At 34.1% G+C, this 16,897-nt stretch carries 21 protein-coding genes, 1 pseudogene and 1 other annotated feature; all 22 genes and pseudogenes read left to right on the forward strand.

All coding sequences use genetic code 11. The features are described 5' to 3' along the window. Positions 1-45: 45 nt before the first annotated feature. Positions 46-1,104, forward strand: a complete 1,059-nt coding sequence (locus M2475_RS04580) for an aminotransferase class V-fold PLP-dependent enzyme (protein ID WP_277489892.1) — start codon at positions 46-48, stop codon at positions 1,102-1,104. Further along, positions 1,104-1,799, forward strand: coding sequence for a phosphocholine cytidylyltransferase family protein (locus M2475_RS04585; protein WP_277489893.1), 696 nt, complete (start codon positions 1,104-1,106; stop codon positions 1,797-1,799). Before M2475_RS04580 ends, M2475_RS04585 begins: the two co-directional genes overlap by 1 nt. A gap of 15 nt (positions 1,800-1,814) precedes the next feature. Beyond that, positions 1,815-2,753 carry a glycerophosphodiester phosphodiesterase family protein gene (locus M2475_RS04590; protein ID WP_277489895.1) on the forward strand — a complete coding sequence of 313 codons (939 nt, stop codon included), beginning with the start codon at positions 1,815-1,817 and terminating at the stop codon, positions 2,751-2,753. A gap of 42 nt (positions 2,754-2,795) precedes the next feature. Beyond that, positions 2,796-2,921, forward strand: a sequence feature (ribosomal protein L20 leader region). 3 nt (positions 2,922-2,924) lie between these two features. Further along, a complete protein-coding gene (gene infC, locus M2475_RS04595; protein ID WP_277489897.1) occupies positions 2,925-3,476 on the forward strand; it encodes a translation initiation factor IF-3 in 552 nt (183 codons plus the stop codon). A gap of 12 nt (positions 3,477-3,488) precedes the next feature. After that, positions 3,489-3,683, forward strand: a complete 195-nt coding sequence (rpmI, locus tag M2475_RS04600; protein ID WP_277489899.1) for a 50S ribosomal protein L35 — start codon at positions 3,489-3,491, stop codon at positions 3,681-3,683. Positions 3,684-3,700: 17 nt separating this feature from the next. Beyond that, a pseudogene (gene rplT / locus M2475_RS04605) lies at positions 3,701-4,057 on the forward strand (50S ribosomal protein L20); the annotation flags it as partial. A gap of 366 nt (positions 4,058-4,423) precedes the next feature. After that, the gene (locus M2475_RS04610; RefSeq protein ID WP_277489901.1) at positions 4,424-4,774 is read left to right on the forward strand and encodes a MarR family winged helix-turn-helix transcriptional regulator; all 351 of its coding nucleotides are present in this window, start codon (positions 4,424-4,426) and stop codon (positions 4,772-4,774) included. A gap of 106 nt (positions 4,775-4,880) precedes the next feature. Continuing rightward, on the forward strand, positions 4,881-5,432 hold the full coding sequence (locus tag M2475_RS04615; RefSeq protein ID WP_277489903.1) for a biotin transporter BioY: 552 nt from the start codon (positions 4,881-4,883) through the stop codon (positions 5,430-5,432). A gap of 207 nt (positions 5,433-5,639) precedes the next feature. Beyond that, complete coding sequence (locus M2475_RS04620; RefSeq protein WP_277489953.1) at positions 5,640-5,864, forward strand: acyl carrier protein; 225 nt, start codon at positions 5,640-5,642, stop codon at positions 5,862-5,864. 48 nt (positions 5,865-5,912) lie between these two features. Next, positions 5,913-6,332 carry a biotin/lipoyl-containing protein gene (locus tag M2475_RS04625; RefSeq protein WP_277489905.1) on the forward strand — a complete coding sequence of 140 codons (420 nt, stop codon included), beginning with the start codon at positions 5,913-5,915 and terminating at the stop codon, positions 6,330-6,332. Between the two features lie 8 nt (positions 6,333-6,340). Next, positions 6,341-7,708: an acetyl-CoA carboxylase biotin carboxylase subunit gene (locus M2475_RS04630; RefSeq protein ID WP_277489906.1), complete on the forward strand. Its 1,368-nt coding sequence runs from the start codon at positions 6,341-6,343 to the stop codon at positions 7,706-7,708. Further along, on the forward strand, positions 7,692-8,561 hold the full coding sequence (gene accD, locus M2475_RS04635; RefSeq protein ID WP_277489908.1) for an acetyl-CoA carboxylase, carboxyltransferase subunit beta: 870 nt from the start codon (positions 7,692-7,694) through the stop codon (positions 8,559-8,561). The genes M2475_RS04630 and accD overlap by 17 nt, the downstream gene beginning before the upstream one ends. Position 8,562: 1 nt before the next feature. Next, positions 8,563-9,486 (forward strand): acetyl-CoA carboxylase carboxyltransferase subunit alpha, encoded by a 924-nt coding sequence (locus M2475_RS04640; protein ID WP_277489910.1) that lies wholly within the window; start codon positions 8,563-8,565, stop codon positions 9,484-9,486. Position 9,487: 1 nt separating this feature from the next. Next, positions 9,488-10,456, forward strand: a complete 969-nt coding sequence (locus M2475_RS04645; RefSeq protein ID WP_277489912.1) for a beta-ketoacyl-ACP synthase III — start codon at positions 9,488-9,490, stop codon at positions 10,454-10,456. Positions 10,457-10,465: 9 nt separating this feature from the next. Continuing rightward, positions 10,466-11,410, forward strand: coding sequence for a nitronate monooxygenase (locus tag M2475_RS04650; protein WP_277489915.1), 945 nt, complete (start codon positions 10,466-10,468; stop codon positions 11,408-11,410). Further along, entirely contained in the window at positions 11,404-12,492 is a 1,089-nt protein-coding gene (locus tag M2475_RS04655) for a nitronate monooxygenase (RefSeq protein ID WP_277489917.1), read from the forward strand. Before M2475_RS04650 ends, M2475_RS04655 begins: the two co-directional genes overlap by 7 nt. Beyond that, a complete protein-coding gene (gene fabD, locus M2475_RS04660; protein WP_277489919.1) occupies positions 12,489-13,418 on the forward strand; it encodes an ACP S-malonyltransferase in 930 nt (309 codons plus the stop codon). The genes M2475_RS04655 and fabD overlap by 4 nt, the downstream gene beginning before the upstream one ends. Next, entirely contained in the window at positions 13,411-14,148 is a 738-nt protein-coding gene (gene fabG, locus M2475_RS04665; protein ID WP_346780363.1) for a 3-oxoacyl-[acyl-carrier-protein] reductase, read from the forward strand. Before fabD ends, fabG begins: the two co-directional genes overlap by 8 nt. Before the next feature lie 10 nt (positions 14,149-14,158). Beyond that, positions 14,159-15,397, forward strand: coding sequence for a beta-ketoacyl-ACP synthase II (gene fabF, locus M2475_RS04670; protein ID WP_277489920.1), 1,239 nt, complete (start codon positions 14,159-14,161; stop codon positions 15,395-15,397). A gap of 3 nt (positions 15,398-15,400) precedes the next feature. Continuing rightward, complete coding sequence (gene fabZ, locus M2475_RS04675; protein WP_277489921.1) at positions 15,401-15,832, forward strand: 3-hydroxyacyl-ACP dehydratase FabZ; 432 nt, start codon at positions 15,401-15,403, stop codon at positions 15,830-15,832. A 1-nt stretch (position 15,833) separates the two neighbouring features. After that, on the forward strand, positions 15,834-16,160 hold the full coding sequence (gene acpS, locus M2475_RS04680; protein ID WP_277489922.1) for a holo-ACP synthase: 327 nt from the start codon (positions 15,834-15,836) through the stop codon (positions 16,158-16,160). A 90-nt stretch (positions 16,161-16,250) separates the two neighbouring features. Continuing rightward, positions 16,251-16,865 carry a lysophospholipid acyltransferase family protein gene (locus M2475_RS04685; RefSeq protein ID WP_277489925.1) on the forward strand — a complete coding sequence of 205 codons (615 nt, stop codon included), beginning with the start codon at positions 16,251-16,253 and terminating at the stop codon, positions 16,863-16,865. The last annotated feature ends 32 nt before the right edge of the window (positions 16,866-16,897 follow it).

Consider the following 16,897-nt stretch of genomic DNA (forward strand, 5'->3'; position numbering starts at 1 on the left):
GTATATGCATAAAATTTAGTATAATAAGATATAGCGAGGTATGATATGAGATTATTTACAGTAGGTCCAGTGGAAATGTTTGAGCGAACATTAGAAGTTCGTAATAAACAAATCCCTTATTTTCGATGCCAAGAGTTTTCGGATGTAATGTTGGAGATTGAAGAGCGATTAAAAATATTATTAAAAACCGATATTGATAGCAAATGTGCAATTATTACAGGTTCTGGTAGTGCTGCTATGGAAGCTGTTGTATCAAATAGCTTAGATGAAAGTGATCATGTTTTAGTCATTGATGGTGGTAGCTTTGGAGCAAGGTTTGTCCAACTTTGTGAAATATATAAAATTCCTCATGATGTTGTTAAATTGAAATATGGTGAAATTTTAAGTGAAGAACATCTAAAGGCTTATGAAGCAAATGAATATACAGCTATGTTAGTGAATGTTCATGAAACAAGCACAGGACAACTATATGATTTGAAAATGCTCAGTGAATTTTGTGAGAAGAAAAAAATGAAATTGATTGTTGATGCCATTTCAAGTTTCTTAAGTGATGAATATAAAATGGATGAAATGAAAATTGATTGTACGATTATTAGTTCTCATAAAGCATTAGCACTAGCACCTGGTTTGAGTATGGTGATGATGAATGCATCTTTTTATGAAGAAAAGGTAAAAAATAAACCAGTTAAGAATCTTTACTTGAATTTAAATGAGCATGTAAAGAATATGGAACGAGGGCAAACCCCAAACACTCCAGCAGTGGGTATTTGTTATGAAATGCTAGATATGTTGCGTCATATACAAGAAAAAGGAATTCAAAATATTATTCGTGAGACAAGTGCAAGAGCGACTAAGTTTCGATCAAAAATCAAAGAAATTGGTCTTGAGATACCAAACTATCCATTAAGTAATACATTAACACCAGTATATTTTAAAGATGGTAATGCATTTGAAATATATGAATATTTAAAAAATAATTATGATATTTATGTTACACCTAGTGGAGGAGCGTTAAAAGATAAACTTCTTCGTGTAGGTCATATAGGGCATATGAAGGATGAATATTATGATGATTTAATAATGAAAATGAGAGAGGTCTTATAATGAAAGCAATTCTTATGGCTGCAGGAATGGGAACAAGAATTTCATCAGAAACCAATAAACCGAAGAGTTTATTACCCCTTAAAAATGAAAGTTTGATTATGCATACGGTTAAGCTACTACAAAAAAATAATATCGATGTGTATATTATCTTAGGATATAAAGGATATACACTTCGTGAAGAATTAAAAGATATGAATATTACCTTTTTTGAAAATCCTTTTTATGAAGTTACAAATAGTATTGCATCATTATGGTTTGCTCGAGATTTATTAGATGGTGAAGATATTCTACTAGCAAATGCAGATGTTTTTTATACACAAGAAATTTTGGATGAATTGGTGAAACAACAAGATGAAGTAACGATGCTTGCTGATTCAAGTCGAATCAAAGAAGGTGATTATTTCTTTAAATGTGAAGGTAATAGATTAATAGATTATGGAAAAGAATTAAAGGAAAAAGATCGTAGTTGTGAATATGTTGGTATTGCTAAGATAAGTAAAACATTTTTACCAACATTTAAAAAACAATTGGAAGAGCTTGTGACTACAGGACAATATAATTTTTGGTGGGAAAATACCTTGTATAGTATGAAAGACGAAGTTGATATTATCGTGAAAGATATCAATGGATATTTTTGGGGAGAAGTAGATACGAAAGAAGATTATCGTCGTATTTTAGATTATATTAATAGTTAAAAAGGGAGGACATGTATGAGATTGAAAAATAGTTTTATAAAAATATTTATCATGTCTCTATGCAATGTCCTTTTTTTAATGAATATAGGTTTTATATCTGCTGAAGAAGAGGATGAGGATGTTTGTGGTTTTATCGATGTTTGGTACAAAGAGAGCCGTGTGATTACACATGCACTTGGTGGCATTGATGGAAAAACTTATACAAATTCAATTGAGGCTTTAGAATATAATTATGAAAATGGAAAACGTTATTTTGAAGCTGATTTCCTAATGACCTCAGATGGAGGTATTGTATTAAATCATAAATGGGATACGCAAAGGAATTTAGTAGATTATCCAAATGGCTATATACCTAGTAAAGAAGAATTTAAATCCAACTTGGTACATTATAAGTATTCGCCTACAACAATTATAGAATTGCTAGATTTTATGGATGCACATCCAGATGTGCGAATTGCTACAGATATTAAATATGATGATATAACTCAAGTAGAGCAAATCATTGAAAAAATTGTCTTTGTAGCGAAAGATAGAAAGTATGAAGATGTTTTAGATCAATTTATTATTCAGTTTTATTCAGAAGATAATTATTTTGAATTAAAAAAATTGTATCCGTTTAAAGATTGGATATATGCACTCTATGCAGAAAAAAACATGGATTATAAAAGAGTGGTTGGATTTTGTAAAGAACAAGACATTCATGCTGTTCTAATGTCCTATAAATGGGTTGAAGATGAACACACATTGGATATATTTAATGAACATGATATAAAGGTTTATGTTTATACTTTGAACAAATTAGAAGATATTTATACTATGTTAGATTTTGGTGCTTATGGCATTTATAGTGATTATGTCACAAATCGAGATTTGTATTTAAGAGAAATTTATACTTTAGAAGAAATTGCGAAAGTAAATATGGAGATTGCTATAAAATGGTTGATAAATCCTTGACATTTTAATAAATAAGTTATACTATTAGTGAGCAAGAAAGTTAGTAGAAAGCAGAAGTCCCACTTCTCACCTGCTGTCAGATAAGACAAAGGTTTACAGCTACATCATTAGATAACATAATGACAAGTATGTAAAGTGGGCAATTTATGCTCACTTTTTATATGCGAGGAGGTGTCTGTTATTAGAAAAGTAGTACCAAATAATGTCAATACAGATTTAGTAAATGAAAAGATCCGTTTTAGAGAAGTGCTTGTAATTGACGCAGATGGAACACAATTAGGTGTGATGAGCCGTGATGAAGCATTGAAGGTGGCGTATGATCAAGAATTAGACTTGTTGTGTGTGGCTCCGAAAGGAAACCCACCAGTATGTAAGATTTTAGATTATGGACGTTATCGTTTTGAAGCGCAAAAAAAGGAAAAGGAAGCGAAGAAGAATCGACATGTTGTTGAGTTAAAATCGCTACGTTTGCCGCCAAATATTGATAAACATGATTTTGATACAAAATTACGTCATGCACGTAAGTTTATTGAGCAAGGTCATAAAGTAAAAATCGATATGCGTTTTAGAGGACGTTTGATTACTAGGGTTGATGTTGGTAGAAAAGCAATGAATCAATTCATTGAAGAAATATCAGATATTGCACAAGTAGAGAAAAGGGCGTCACTTGAAGGGAATACAATGTCTTGTGTGTTAGCCCCACTCACAAAGAAAGCTAAGTAGGAGGAAAAGAATATGCCAAAGATGAAATCACATAGTGGATTAGCAAAACGTGTGAAGAAAACAGGTTCTGGTAAATTAAAAAGAAGCCATGCTTATACATCTCACCGTTTCCATGGGAAAACAAAAAAACAAAGAAGACATTTAGCGAAGTCAGCATTAGTAAGTAAGAGCGATTATAAACGTATCAAGCTAATGCTGCCAAAATAGGATAGGAGGAATTTGATATGCCAAGAGTAAAAGGTGGAACAGTAACACGCGCTAGAAGAAAAAAGACGATTAAATTAGCGAAGGGGTACTTTGGATCAAAACACATCCTATACCGTACAGCTAACGAACAGGTAATGCATTCATTGAAATATGCTTACCGTGATAGAAGACAATTGAAACGTGATATGCGTAAATTATGGATCTCACGTATCAATGCAGCTGCAAGAATGAATGGATTAAGCTATTCAAAATTAACTTGTGGATTAAAATGGGCGAACATTCAGATTAACCGTAAAATGTTATCAGAAATGGCAATCCATGATGAAAAAGGATTTACAGCAATCTGTGATGCAGCTAAGAAAGCATTAGAAAAAGGTCCACAAGCTGTTAAAGAAGAAAAAGCTCCAGCAGCTAAAAAAGCAGAAGCAAAAACAGTTGATACTGAAAAGAAAACAACAGCTAAAAAAGCACCTGCTAAAAAAGTAGCAAAAGCAGACGAAGAAAAGCCTGCAGCTAAGAAAACAACTGCAAAAAAAGCAGATGAAGAGAAAAAGCCAGCAGCAAAGAAACCAGCGGCGAAAAAAACAGAAGCTAAGGACAAAGAGTAATCTTTACTATCTGCCCTTATGGAAAAAAACTATGAAATTCGACACACTCTTAACGAACTATTAGTTGGGTTGTTCAACTATATTTTATATATTGAGGAACGTAACTTAAAAGATAAGGGAGTAGACCTTTCAATGAATGAAGTTCATATCATTGAAAATATCGAAAAGGGAAGTGACAACTCTATGTCACATTTGGCTGGAAGAATGATGGTAACCCAAGGAACTTTAACTACCAATGTCGCTAAATTAATCAAAAAAGGATATGTTGAAAAATATCGTGATGAAAAAGATAAACGTGTATTTCGGTTAGTATTGACGGAAAAAGCGAAGCCTATTTTATCGATTCATGAAGATTTTCATCATAACTTGATTGACAAAGCTATTGGAGATTTAGGACTTGATGAAAATATTGTTCTGAACCAGACACTTGAAGGTATCTTAGCATACTTTCGAGAAGAATATCGAAATAAGGCGAATATTTAAAGCACCGAAAGGTGTTTTTTTTGTATCTATTGTAAACAAATGACAACAAAAACGTTTACAATAGATATAGGATATGCTATTCTTGTTTACGAAAAGGGGAAATCTTATGAAATTAACAATCAAAGAAATGTGTATATCTTCTATGTTTGCACTTATTATTGCAATGGGTGCGTTTATAAAGATACCGATATCGCTTGTGCCTGTTACGATGCAGACATTATTTGTAATACTATGTGCACTATTATTAGGGTCTAAATTAGCCACTTTATCAGTACTCTTGTACATTGCGATAGGATTAGTTGGAATTCCTGTGTTTGCAAATGGCGGAGGAATTACGTATGTCTTGCAACCATCTTTTGGTTATTTGCTAGGCTTTTTACTGGCCGCTAAAGTAGTGGGATCACTCAAAGATAAATTTACTTCATTTGGGACAATGTTATGTCTTTGTATTTTTGGAATGCTTATTATTTATGCAATTGGGTTTGGTTATTTCTATTTCATTCAAAATATTTACTTTGGAAAGAATTTTAAATTTGGTTGGATGTTCTATAACTTATTCCTTGTATATCTTCCAGGAGATATTCTTGCATGTATAGCAGCAGCCATAATAAAGCAAAAAGTAGCAATAGTTGTGAAATTACCGTCATCTTCTGTATGAAAACGGATGACATATAAAATAGAATGTTATATAATAGGAATGCTAATGATAATAAACTATCCACGTTATTATTAGCTGGATGTAAGAATCCCCTCCAAGTTTTCTTACATCCTTTTTTTTATAAAAAGTATTTACTTTGATAATCGAACTATGTATAATAGAAACAGCTTTGAATTTCAAAGCAATTTAATTTAGGAGGAACATATGATGATAGAAGATATAAAAAAAGTATTAGTTGAAGCGATTAACGTTGATGAAAATGATGTTAAACCTGAAGCAAATTTAAAAGATGATTTAGGGATTGACTCTTTGTCTGCAGTAGAACTTGCATTGGAGCTTGAAACAGAGTTTGATGTTCGTATTGAAGATGATGAATTAGCTAAGTTAGAAACAGTACAAGATATCATTGATATAATTAATGCAAAGAAATAAACATGTAAGCTAAGATTTCTTAGCTTTTTTATATAAGAGGTGATGGGTATGGATACAAAAAAAGTAAAACAAATAATGGAGTTGTTTGAAGATAGTACACTTATGGAAATGGATTTAGAAGTTGAAGATCTTAAAATTCGTATGAAAAAAGCAAGTGCTTCACAACACGTAGTTCCTTATGTGGAATCAATGCCAATCCAAATGGAGCAAGCACAAAAGGATTCTTCACATTTAGGAGAGGCAATAAAAAGTCCCCTTGTTGGTACTTTCTATGCCGCTGCTAGTGAAGGAGCAAAACCTTTTGTAGAAGTTGGTACACAAGTAGCAAAAGGGGATACATTATGTATTATTGAAGCAATGAAAGTAATGAATGAAATCAAAGCAGAGCGTGATGGAACCATTACATCAATTGTGGTTAAAAATAACGATATGGTTCAATTTGATGATGTATTAATGTATATTGAATAGGAGTTTTTATGATCAAAAAGATATTGATTGCAAATCGCGGAGAGATTGCGGTAAGAATTATTCGCACATGTAAAGAGATGGGTATCGAAACGGTAGCTATTTATTCAAGTGCGGATAAAGATGCATTGCATGCTCAACTAGCAAATGAGGCAATTTGTGTAGGGGGGCCTAAAGCGACAGATTCTTATTTAAATATGAATAATATTATTCAAGCAGCTTGTAGCAGTGGCTGTGATGCAATTCATCCAGGATTTGGTTTTTTAAGTGAGAATCCAAAGTTTGCTCGTTTAGTAAAACAGTGTGATTTGATTTTTATTGGACCAGACGCAGAGATTATTGAAAAGCTTGGAAATAAAGCAATGGCAAGAAAAATGATGATGGAAGCAGGCGTACCAGTAGTTCCAGGATCAAAGGAAATTTTGATGAATGTAGAACAAGGTATAGAACTTGCTAAGGAAATGAGTTATCCAGTAATTATCAAAGCTTCTAATGGTGGCGGAGGACGTGGTATGCGTATCGTTCATCAAGAAGAGGATTTTGAAGCAGCATTTCATAGTGCCAAGGCAGAAGCAAAAGCTTGTTTTGGCGATGATGATGTTTATTTGGAAAAATATATTGAAAATCCTAAGCATATTGAGGTTCAGTTGATTGGTGATTCTTTTGGTAATGTGATTCATTTGTATGAACGTGATTGCTCTTTTCAAAGACGTAATCAAAAAATGATAGAAGAAGCACCATGCCATATTCTTGATCAAGAAACACGTGAAAAGATGGTAGATGCAGCTGTGCGAGCATGTAAATATGTTGGTTATAACAGTGTTGGAACAATTGAATTTTTGTTGGATAAATATAATAACTATTATTTTATGGAAATGAATACTCGTATCCAAGTTGAGCATCCGATTACAGAGATGATCACAGGTATTGATATTGTGAAACAACAGATTCGTATTGCGGATCAAAAGAAATTAAATATTGAACAGGATGAAATTAAGTGTGAGGGTTATGCACTTGAATGTCGAATTAATGCAGAGGATATTCGTCGTGATTTTGCACCTAGTCCAGGAAAAATTAATTTTCTTCATATACCAGGAGGAAGAGGTATTCGTCATGATGGAGCTGTCTATTGTGGATATGAAATACCACCATATTATGATTCAATGATTTTAAAAATGATCACCTTTGCACCAACGCGTTTAGAATGTATCAAAAAAATGCGTAGTGCTCTTTCTGAGTTGATTATTGATGGAGTTCAAACCAATATAGAGTTTCATTATTTAGTATTACATAATAAAAAGTTTGTAGAAGGCAGATATGATACAGGGTTTGCTGAAGAATATATAAAGGAGTTGAACGCAAATGGAGAATTTATTTAAGAAACGTCAAGAACGGCTGGATATATTTCATAGTTTAAGAAAAAAAGTTGTTCATGAAAACATAAAAAAAGAAATACCTGACAATGTTTTTAAGACGTGTGATAAATGTAATGAGAGTTTACCTTATATTGATTTAGTAAATAATTTATATGTTTGTGAACGTTGTGGACATCATATTAAAATTAGTGGTCGTGAAAGAATACGGCAGTTGTTTGATGAAAATACGTTTAAAGAGTTTGATAAACATATAAGTAGTAAAAATGATGATCATTTTGCTGGATATGATGAAAAGCTAGATAAGTATAAACGTTCAACTGGATTAGAAGAAGCTGTAATTTGTGGAGTAGCTAAAATTGATAATCATAAAGTTGCTATCGCTATCATGGATTCTAATTTCATGATGGGAAGTATGGGACAAGTGGTAGGTGAGAAAATCACTAGAGTAATTGAATATGCAATGAAAAAGAAACTACCTTTGATTATCAGTTCTACAAGTGGTGGAGCTAGAATGCAAGAAGGAATTATATCATTAATGCAGATGGCAAAAACTAGTAGTGCGTTAAAACGTTATTCTGATCAGGGAGGATTTTATATTTCGTTACTAACAAACCCAACGACTGGTGGGGTTAGTGCAAGTTTTGCCATGTTGGGGGATATTATTATTGCTGAACCTGATGCATTGGTTGGGTTTGCAGGAAAACGAGTAATTGAAAAGACGATTAATGAAGTATTGCCCAAAGGGTTTCAGCGATCAGAGTTTTTATTAGAGAAGGGATTTGTTGATATGGTTGTAGAACGTAAGGATTTACGAAAAACGTTAAGCGACCTTATTGCATTTCATGTAGGTAAATAATATGAACTTAAGAGAATGTGAAATATTAATAAAAAGCTTAGAAGCAGAAAAAGCTAAGATTGAAAATGTAAATACTGAATATTATGACGAACTAGATGCGCAAATTAAACGGATTCAAAAAGAAACATATTCGAATTTGAGTGCTTGGGATCGTGTATACCTAGCACGTCATGCAGATCGTCCAAAGGCGCAAGATTATATTGATTTATTATTTGATAATTTTTATGAGTTACATGGAGATCGTGGTGTAAAGGATGATCGTGCTTTGATTGGTGGGATTGCATATTTTAATGGAACACCAGTTACCATTTTGGCACAGGCTAAGGGAAAGACAACAAAAGAGAATATTGAGCGAAACTTTGGAATGATGAATCCAGAAGGGTATCGCAAAGCATTGCGATTGGCAAAACAAGCAGAGAAGTTTGGTAGACCAATTATTAATATCGTTGATACATCGGGTGCTTTTCCTGGAAAAGAAGCGGAAGAAAGAGGACAAGCAGAGGCGATTGCCAAGTGTTTGTATACCTTTTCTAACTTAAGAGTGCCAATCATTAGTATTGTAATTAGCGAAGGTGGCAGTGGTGGTGCATTGGCACTGAGTGTTGCTGATCGTATTGCTATGTTGGAAAATGCAATCTACTCTATTCTTTCACCAGAAGGGTTTGCATCTATTTTATGGAAAGATGAAAGTCGCGCTCAGGAAGCAGCGGAAGTAATGAAGCTTACATCTTATGATTTGCTAGGAAAGAAAGTAATTGATGCAATTATCAAGGAACCATTAGGTGGTGCTCAAGAATGTATTGAATATGTAGCAGAGAATATGAAGAAGTATATTGAAGAAGAATTGGCAGTTCTTAGCAAAATGCGAATGAAAGATATGTTGGAAAAACGATATATGAAGTTTCGTAAGATAGGGATGATATAACATGGAAAATATAGAAATAGCAGGAAGTGGATATGCAATTGCAGAGCATTGTATATCCAATCATGATCTTGAAAAGATACTAGATACAAATGATGAATGGATTACAACTAGAACAGGAATCAAAACTAGGTATGTGAGTAGTGATGAGAATACCAGTGATTTGGGATATCGTGCTGCTTGTCAGGCGATTGAAAAAGCTAAGATTGAAAAAAGTGATATTGATCTAATTATTGTTGGAACGATTACACCAGATAATATCACGCCTTCTTGTGCATGTTTGATTCAAGATAAATTAGGATTAAATGAAGCAAAAATTATGGCTTTTGATATAAGTGCAGCATGTACAGGATTTGTCTATGCGATGCAAATTGCTACCTATATGTTGAGTGAGTATTCGTGTGCACTTGTTGTAGGAGCAGATGTAAATAGTAAACTTATGGACTATGAGGATCGCAATACATCAATTTTGTTTGGTGATGGAGCAGGAGCTGTTATCTTAAAAAAGACCAAAAGTTCAAAACAAATTCATCATTATGCACAAAGTAGTGGTGATCATGATGGTTTCTTAAAAGGTCAAGGAATTCAGATGGCACAACCGCTTGTAAATGCCAACCGTGAAGTTGGATTTTTAAAGCAAAATGGGAGCGAAGTATTTCGTTTTGCAGTAAAAGCATTGGAAGAGGCGATTGTTGAAGTTTTAAAAAAGGCAGATAAGAATATTGATGAGATTGATTACATTATTCCTCATCAAGCGAATATTAGAATTATTCGCAATGTCGCAAAACGCATGAAATTGCCAGTAGAAAAATTTTATACAAATTTAGATGTATATGGAAATACATCTGGTGGAAGTATTCCAATTGCTTTTGCGCAAGCATATGAGCAAGGTGTTATTAAAGCGGGAATGAAAATTATAATGGTAGGATTTGGAGCAGGATTTACATATGCTGCAAGTTATGTCGAACTATAGGAGAGAAGTATGTTAAATAAGATATTAAAGATAAAGTATCCAATTATTCAAGGAGCAATGGCAAATATTGCAACTGCAGAGTTTGCAGCAGCTGTGAGCAATTGTGGGGGACTTGGAATTATTGGAACAGGTGCGATGAATGTCGAGGAAGCAAGAGCTTCCATTCAAAAGTGTAAAAAGCTTACCGAAAAACCGTTTGGCGTAAATGTAATGATGATGAATCCATACACTAAAGAAATTATGGAAATGATTGCGGAAGAAAAAGTAGCGGTAGTTACAACAGGTGCAGGAAATCCAGGGATTTATATGGATATGCTGAAGGCATCAGGAGCAAAAGTATTTCCAGTTGTTCCAAGTGTAGCATTAGCGATTCGTATGGAGCGTTCAGGTGCAGATGCACTTATTGTAGAAGGTGGCGAAGCAGGTGGCCATGTTGGGGAACAAACAACAATGGCATTGGTTCCACAAGTTGTTGATGCTGTTAACATTCCTGTAATTGCTGCTGGAGGAGTTGCAGATGGTCGTGGATTAAATGCAGCATTATCGTTAGGGGCAATTGGGGTACAAGTTGGAACTTGTTTATTGGTTGCGGATGAATGTCCAATCCATGAGAATTATAAATTGGCAACAATCAAAGCGAAAGACACAGATACGATAGTGACAGGAAGAAGTTTGAATAGTCCTGTACGGGTTATGAAAAATAAAATGACACGTGAACATTTACGATTAGAAGCAGAAGTAAGTGATCGTGAAGAACTTGAAAAATTGACTTTAGGAGCACTTCGTAAAGCGGTGTTTGAAGGTGATATGCAAAATGGATCAGTTATGATGGGACAAATTGCTGGGATGTGTAAAGAACAAAAGCCATTACAAAAAATATTAGATGATATTATGGAAGGCAGTAAAAAAGAATTGCAAAACTTGATAAGTAAACATGAGGAGATGTCATGGTAAACGAATTAAAACGAAATGATAAAAAATTATCATTTCCCTTAATCCAAGGTGGTATGGGAGTAGGTGTATCACTATCAGGATTGGCTGGTGCTGTTATGAAAGAGGGATGTATGGGCGTTATTAGTGCTGCTCATCCAGGATATCGAAAGGAAACATTCCGTTTGGATTCAATTAAAGCAAATTGTGATGCAATAATAGAGGAAGTAAAGAAAGCAAAAGAAATTGCTTGTGGAAAAGGATTGTTAGGAATCAATATTATGGCAGCTAGTAAAGATTATATTGCATATGTGAAAGCGGCCGTAAAAGCAAAAGTAGATGCTATTATTTCTGGAGCAGGATTGCCTTTGGATTTACCAAGTTATGTGGATGATGAAAGTATTTTATTGGCACCAATTGTATCCAGTGGAAAAGCAGCTCGATTAATTTGTAAGATATGGGATAAAAGGCATCATGTGACACCTGACTTCATTGTGATTGAAGGTAGTGAAGCTGGTGGTCATTTGGGGTTTAAACGTGATGATCTTCTAGATGATACATGTGAATCATTAGAGAAAATCTATGCAGATGTGAAAACGGAATTAAAGCCTTATCAAGATAAGTATCAAAAAGATATTCCTGTCTTTGTGGCTGGTGGAATATACGATGGTGAAGATATCGCCAAATATATTAAAATGGGAGCAGATGGTGTGCAGATGGGAACGCGTTTTATCGCAACCAATGAATGTGATGCAGCCTTAGCTTTTAAGCAAATGGTTGTAGATAGCACAATGGAAAATATTGAAATTGTTCAAAGCCCTACTGGCTTTCCAGGTAGAGGAATTATGAATTCGTTTATGAAGAGAACAAAAGAACGTGGAAATGTTACAATCAAAAAATGTTTGGATTGTTTAACTCCATGTAATCCAAGTGATACACCTTATTGTATCAGTGAAGCATTGATTCAAGCAGTACAAGGTAATGTTGAAAATGGACTTGTTTTTGTTGGTAGTAATGCTCACCGTGTTCAAGAGATTGTTAGTGTAAAACACTTGATTGATGAACTAAAATTAGAAACGCATAAATGGTTGGGGGATAAAATATGAAAATAGGATATTTATTTGCTGGACAAGGCTCGCAATATGTGGGGATGGGAAAAGATTTATATGAAAAATATCCAGAAGCAAAACAAATATATGAGCAAGTGAAATTGGATTTTGATGTGAAAGAAGCTTGCTTTGAGGGACCTGAAGAAAGGTTAAATGATACAGCCTATGCACAAAGTTGTATCTTGGTTACTTCTATGGCAATTGCCGAAGTTGTAAAAGCAAAGGGAATAATCCCTGAATATGTTGCAGGATTAAGTCTAGGAGAATACAGTGCGCTTTGTTATGCAGAAGCATTTGATGTTAATACAGCAGCTAATATTACACGGATGCGTGGGCAGATTATGGCGAATGCATTGCCTAAAGGAACAACTGGGATGGCAGCGATATTAAACCTTGATGAAGCAATTATTAAAGAAGTGTGTGATGATATTTCGGCTACAGTAGGTGTATGTGAAATTGCGAATTATAATTGTCCTGGACAAATTGTTATCACAGGAACACAACAAGCAATGGAAAAGGCATGTGAGGTATTGCTTGAAAAAGGTGCAAGAAGAGCAATTCCATTAAATGTTAGTGGCGCGTTTCATTCAAGCTTATTGGAAGATGCTTCGCTTGAGTTAAATAAGGTATTGAAAGCAGAAGCAATTCAAAAACCAAACATTAAGGTTGTTTATAATATTAGTGGTAAAGAAGAGAATGATGATGTTGTTAATATTCTTACAAAACAGATTAAATCTAGTGTATATTTTATGCAATCTATTCAATATATGATTGATCAAGGTGTAGATACTTTTATTGAAATTGGTCCTGGATCGGCATTGAAAGGGTTTGTAAGAAAAGTTAATAGAGATGTGAAAGTATATAGTGTAGATACAGTAGAAACATTGGATAAAATGTTGGAAGAGGTGAAGAATAATGGATAATAAAGTTGCGTTAATTACAGGAGCAAGTCAAGGAATTGGAAAAGAAATTGCCATTATGATGGCAAAAGAAGGGTATGATATTGTAATTAATTATATTGGTGATGATACAAATGCAAAAGAGGTAAGTGAACTTTGTGAAACTTATGGTGTTAAGACGTTATGTGTGATGGCAGATGTGACAGATTTTGATGCTGTAGGAAAAATGTTTGAAGAAACATTATCAACATTTGGAAAAATTGATGTTCTTGTAAATAATTCAGGAATTACCAAAGATACGTTGTTATTACGTATGAGTGAGGCAGATTTTGATGCTGTTATCGATGTGAACTTAAAGGGAACATTTAATTGCATCAAACATGCAGCGAAACCAATGATGAAACAACGCAGTGGTTCCATCATTAGTATGGCAAGCGTAATTGGTTTGATTGGTAATGTAGGACAAGCAAATTATGCAGCTAGTAAAGCGGGAATTATTGGCTTAACAAAATCGGTTGCTAGAGAGCTAGCTCCTCGTGGTATTAGAGCAAATGCAATAGCTCCTGGTTTTATTTCAACGAAAATGACGGATGTCTTAGATGAGCAAGTGAAAGAAGCAATTTTAAAACAAATTCCATTGAATGAATTAGGAACAATGGAGGATGTAGCTAATATGGTTTGCTTTTTAGCGAGCGATAAGAGTCGTTATGTTACAGGTCAAGTATTAAAAGTTGATGGCGGAATGGTGATGTAAGGAGATACTTATGAAAAAAAGAGTAGTAATTACAGGACTTGGTGCCTTATCACCAATTGGAAATACGGTAACGGATTTATGGAAATCTATTCGTGAAGGAAAGTGTGGTATTGAAAAGATAACTCATTTTGATACGACAGATTTCAAAGCAAAATTAGCAGGTGAAGTAAAAGACTTAGATATGGAACAGTATTTTAGTAAGCGTGATTTAAAATTTAATGATCGCTTTACTCAGTTTGCAAGGATTGCTGCTAAACAAGCAATGATGGATTCTCAACTTGATACTTCAACAATTGATACACAACGTTTTGGTGTCATTATTGCATCTGGTATTGGTGGTATTGAATCTATTGAGAACGCAGAAGACACTTTAAAAGAAAGAGGACCTTCACGTGTATCACCATTCTTTATCCCTATGGCATTGGTTAATTTGGCAGCAGGTAATGTTGCGATTGATGTAGGAGCAAAAGGGCATTGTTCTTCACAAGTAACTGCTTGTGCAGCTGCAAGTAATGCAATAGGGGAAGCTTTTCATAAAATTCGTGATGGATATGAAGATGTAATGTTAGCTGGAGGAAGTGAAGCATCTATTACACCATTGGCAATCGCTGGATTTGCATCAATGCGTGCACTGCATACAGGTGAAGATCCAAATCGTGCAAGTATTCCTTTTGATAAGGAACGTAGTGGATTTGTGATGGGGGAAGGTGCAGGTGTTTTGGTTCTAGAAGAGTTAGAACATGCACAGAAAAGAAAGGCAAAGATCTATGGTGAAATTATAGGATATGGATCTACTTGTGATGCTTTTCATATCACAGCTCCTATCGATGATGGTAGTGGCGGAAGAGATGCCATGTTAAGAGCAATTAAAGATGCAGATATTAAAGCAGAGGATATTGCGTATATCAATGCACATGGTACAAGTACACCATTAAATGATAAAACTGAAACAATGGCAATTAAAGGTGCGTTTAAGGATCATGCATATAACTTAGCAGTTTCATCTACAAAATCTAATACAGGACATCTTTTAGGGGCGTCTGGAGCGATTGAAGCTTTGATTACGGTAAAAGCGGTGCAAGAAGGGTTTATCCCTGCTACAATCAATTATCAAAACGCTGATGATGATTGTGATTTGGATATTGTACCAAATCATGGAAGAGAACAAGAAATGCAATATGCTATGAGTAATTCATTAGGTTTTGGTGGACATAATGTATCTTTAATCTTTAAGAAATGGGAGGATTAGAAAATGTTGTATAATTCAAATCAAATTCAAGAAATCATACCACATCGTTATCCATTTTTATTAGTGGATACAATTGAAGAAATTAGTGAAGATGGTCAAACGATTATTGGAAAGAAATGTATTAGTGCAAATGAAATGCAATTTTTAGGTCATTTTCCTCAAAAGCATGTAATGCCTGGGGTATTGATTGTGGAAGCATTAGCACAAACAGGATGTGTTTTGCTTTTGTCGAAAGAAGAAAATAAAGGGAAAATTGGCTTCTTTGCAGGTATTAATAAATTGCGCTTTAAACGTCAAGTTATTCCAGGTGATGTACTAACATTAAAGGTTACACTGACAAATCAAAGAGCGGGTATCTATTTTGCTGATGTAGAAGCATCAGTTGAAAATCAAATTGCTGTAAAAGGCGAAATCATGTGTGCCGTAGGAGAATAAGATGATTATTGGAATTGGATGTGACATTGTTGAGATTGATAGGATAAAAGATAAGCAGGAAGAATTGGCTAAGCGAATTTTAACCCAAGCAGAATATCAACTTTATAAAAGTTATGCTGTAAAGCGTAGATTAGAATTTCTAGTAGGTCGATTTGCTGCTAAAGAGGCAATTTTTAAAGCTTGTAATAAAACGGTATTAATCTCAAATATAGAAGTGTTGCAAGGTGATAGTGGGGAACCCATTTGTAATTGGGGAGACTATCAGATTCATATATCGATCGCACATGAAAAGCATTATGCAATAGCATATGCGATTTGTGAAAAGTAGAGGTGGAAAATGACTTTTTTTCAAATATTTAGAACTATATTTATTCTTCCATTTGCTTGGATAAGTGCTCTTTTATGTCGGCGTAAACCGATGGAAAAGCGATATAAAAAGCTACAGTGGTGGTCTACATTTATTATTAAGTATTTAGGATATAAGTTGGAAGTGGAAGGTGTTGAAAACATTCCATTGGATGAACCTATTCTTTTTGTATCAAATCATCAAGGAACATTAGATCCTGCTTTGGTGATTGCCACTTGTCCCAAACCAATGGCATTTATTTCAAAAAAGAAAAATGAAAAGCTTCCAGTATTTGGAAGCTGGGCAATTACTATAGGTGTTATTCATTTTGATCATGATACAAGAGGGGGAAATGTTTATATGCTTCGTGAAGCAGCAAGAGAACTTAAAGCTGGTAAACGCTTATTAATCTTCCCTGAAGGTACAAGATCGCGCGGAGATCATATGAATCCTTTTAAAACGGGAGCATTGCAACCTGCATATTTAGCGAAAGCAACCCTTGTGCCAGTAACGTTAAATAATGCATATTGTATTGATGATAAAAAAGATAAGAACAAGAATTTGAAAATAACGTATGGTAAACCAATTCGACATGAAGAATATAAACAATATAAGTATGATGAAATGTCAGATATTGTTTATAAGGAAATTGAGAAGAATATTATATATCATGAAGAGCAATCATAGATTGCTTTTTTTATGATGCTTAGTTTTATAAT

This window comes from Breznakia sp. PF5-3 (assembly GCF_029504745.1).
GTDB lineage: Bacteria > Bacillota_I > Bacilli_A > Erysipelotrichales > Erysipelotrichaceae > Breznakia.

Excerpts from the sequence above, each read along its gene's own strand:
- rpmI (WP_277489899.1), top strand. The coding sequence starts at position 3,489 with ATGCCAAAGATGAAATCACATAGTGGATTAGCAAAACGTGTGAAGAAA.
- M2475_RS04650 (WP_277489915.1), top strand. The coding sequence starts at position 10,466 with ATGTTAAATAAGATATTAAAGATAAAGTATCCAATTATTCAAGGAGCA.
- acpS (WP_277489922.1), top strand. The coding sequence starts at position 15,834 with ATGATTATTGGAATTGGATGTGACATTGTTGAGATTGATAGGATAAAA.
- M2475_RS04580 (WP_277489892.1), top strand. The coding sequence starts at position 46 with ATGAGATTATTTACAGTAGGTCCAGTGGAAATGTTTGAGCGAACATTA.
- M2475_RS04590 (WP_277489895.1), top strand. The coding sequence starts at position 1,815 with ATGAGATTGAAAAATAGTTTTATAAAAATATTTATCATGTCTCTATGC.
- M2475_RS04685 (WP_277489925.1), top strand. The coding sequence starts at position 16,251 with ATGGAAAAGCGATATAAAAAGCTACAGTGGTGGTCTACATTTATTATT.
- M2475_RS04640 (WP_277489910.1), top strand. The coding sequence starts at position 8,563 with ATGAACTTAAGAGAATGTGAAATATTAATAAAAAGCTTAGAAGCAGAA.
- M2475_RS04620 (WP_277489953.1), top strand. The coding sequence starts at position 5,640 with ATGATAGAAGATATAAAAAAAGTATTAGTTGAAGCGATTAACGTTGAT.
- M2475_RS04615 (WP_277489903.1), top strand. The coding sequence starts at position 4,881 with ATGAAATTAACAATCAAAGAAATGTGTATATCTTCTATGTTTGCACTT.
- M2475_RS04630 (WP_277489906.1), top strand. The coding sequence starts at position 6,341 with ATGATCAAAAAGATATTGATTGCAAATCGCGGAGAGATTGCGGTAAGA.
- M2475_RS04655 (WP_277489917.1), top strand. The coding sequence starts at position 11,404 with ATGGTAAACGAATTAAAACGAAATGATAAAAAATTATCATTTCCCTTA.
- fabG (WP_346780363.1), top strand. The coding sequence starts at position 13,411 with ATGGATAATAAAGTTGCGTTAATTACAGGAGCAAGTCAAGGAATTGGA.
- M2475_RS04610 (WP_277489901.1), top strand. The coding sequence starts at position 4,424 with ATGAATGAAGTTCATATCATTGAAAATATCGAAAAGGGAAGTGACAAC.
- fabZ (WP_277489921.1), top strand. The coding sequence starts at position 15,401 with ATGTTGTATAATTCAAATCAAATTCAAGAAATCATACCACATCGTTAT.
- accD (WP_277489908.1), top strand. The coding sequence starts at position 7,692 with ATGGAGAATTTATTTAAGAAACGTCAAGAACGGCTGGATATATTTCAT.
- M2475_RS04625 (WP_277489905.1), top strand. The coding sequence starts at position 5,913 with ATGGATACAAAAAAAGTAAAACAAATAATGGAGTTGTTTGAAGATAGT.
- M2475_RS04585 (WP_277489893.1), top strand. The coding sequence starts at position 1,104 with ATGAAAGCAATTCTTATGGCTGCAGGAATGGGAACAAGAATTTCATCA.
- fabD (WP_277489919.1), top strand. The coding sequence starts at position 12,489 with ATGAAAATAGGATATTTATTTGCTGGACAAGGCTCGCAATATGTGGGG.
- fabF (WP_277489920.1), top strand. The coding sequence starts at position 14,159 with ATGAAAAAAAGAGTAGTAATTACAGGACTTGGTGCCTTATCACCAATT.
- M2475_RS04645 (WP_277489912.1), top strand. The coding sequence starts at position 9,488 with ATGGAAAATATAGAAATAGCAGGAAGTGGATATGCAATTGCAGAGCAT.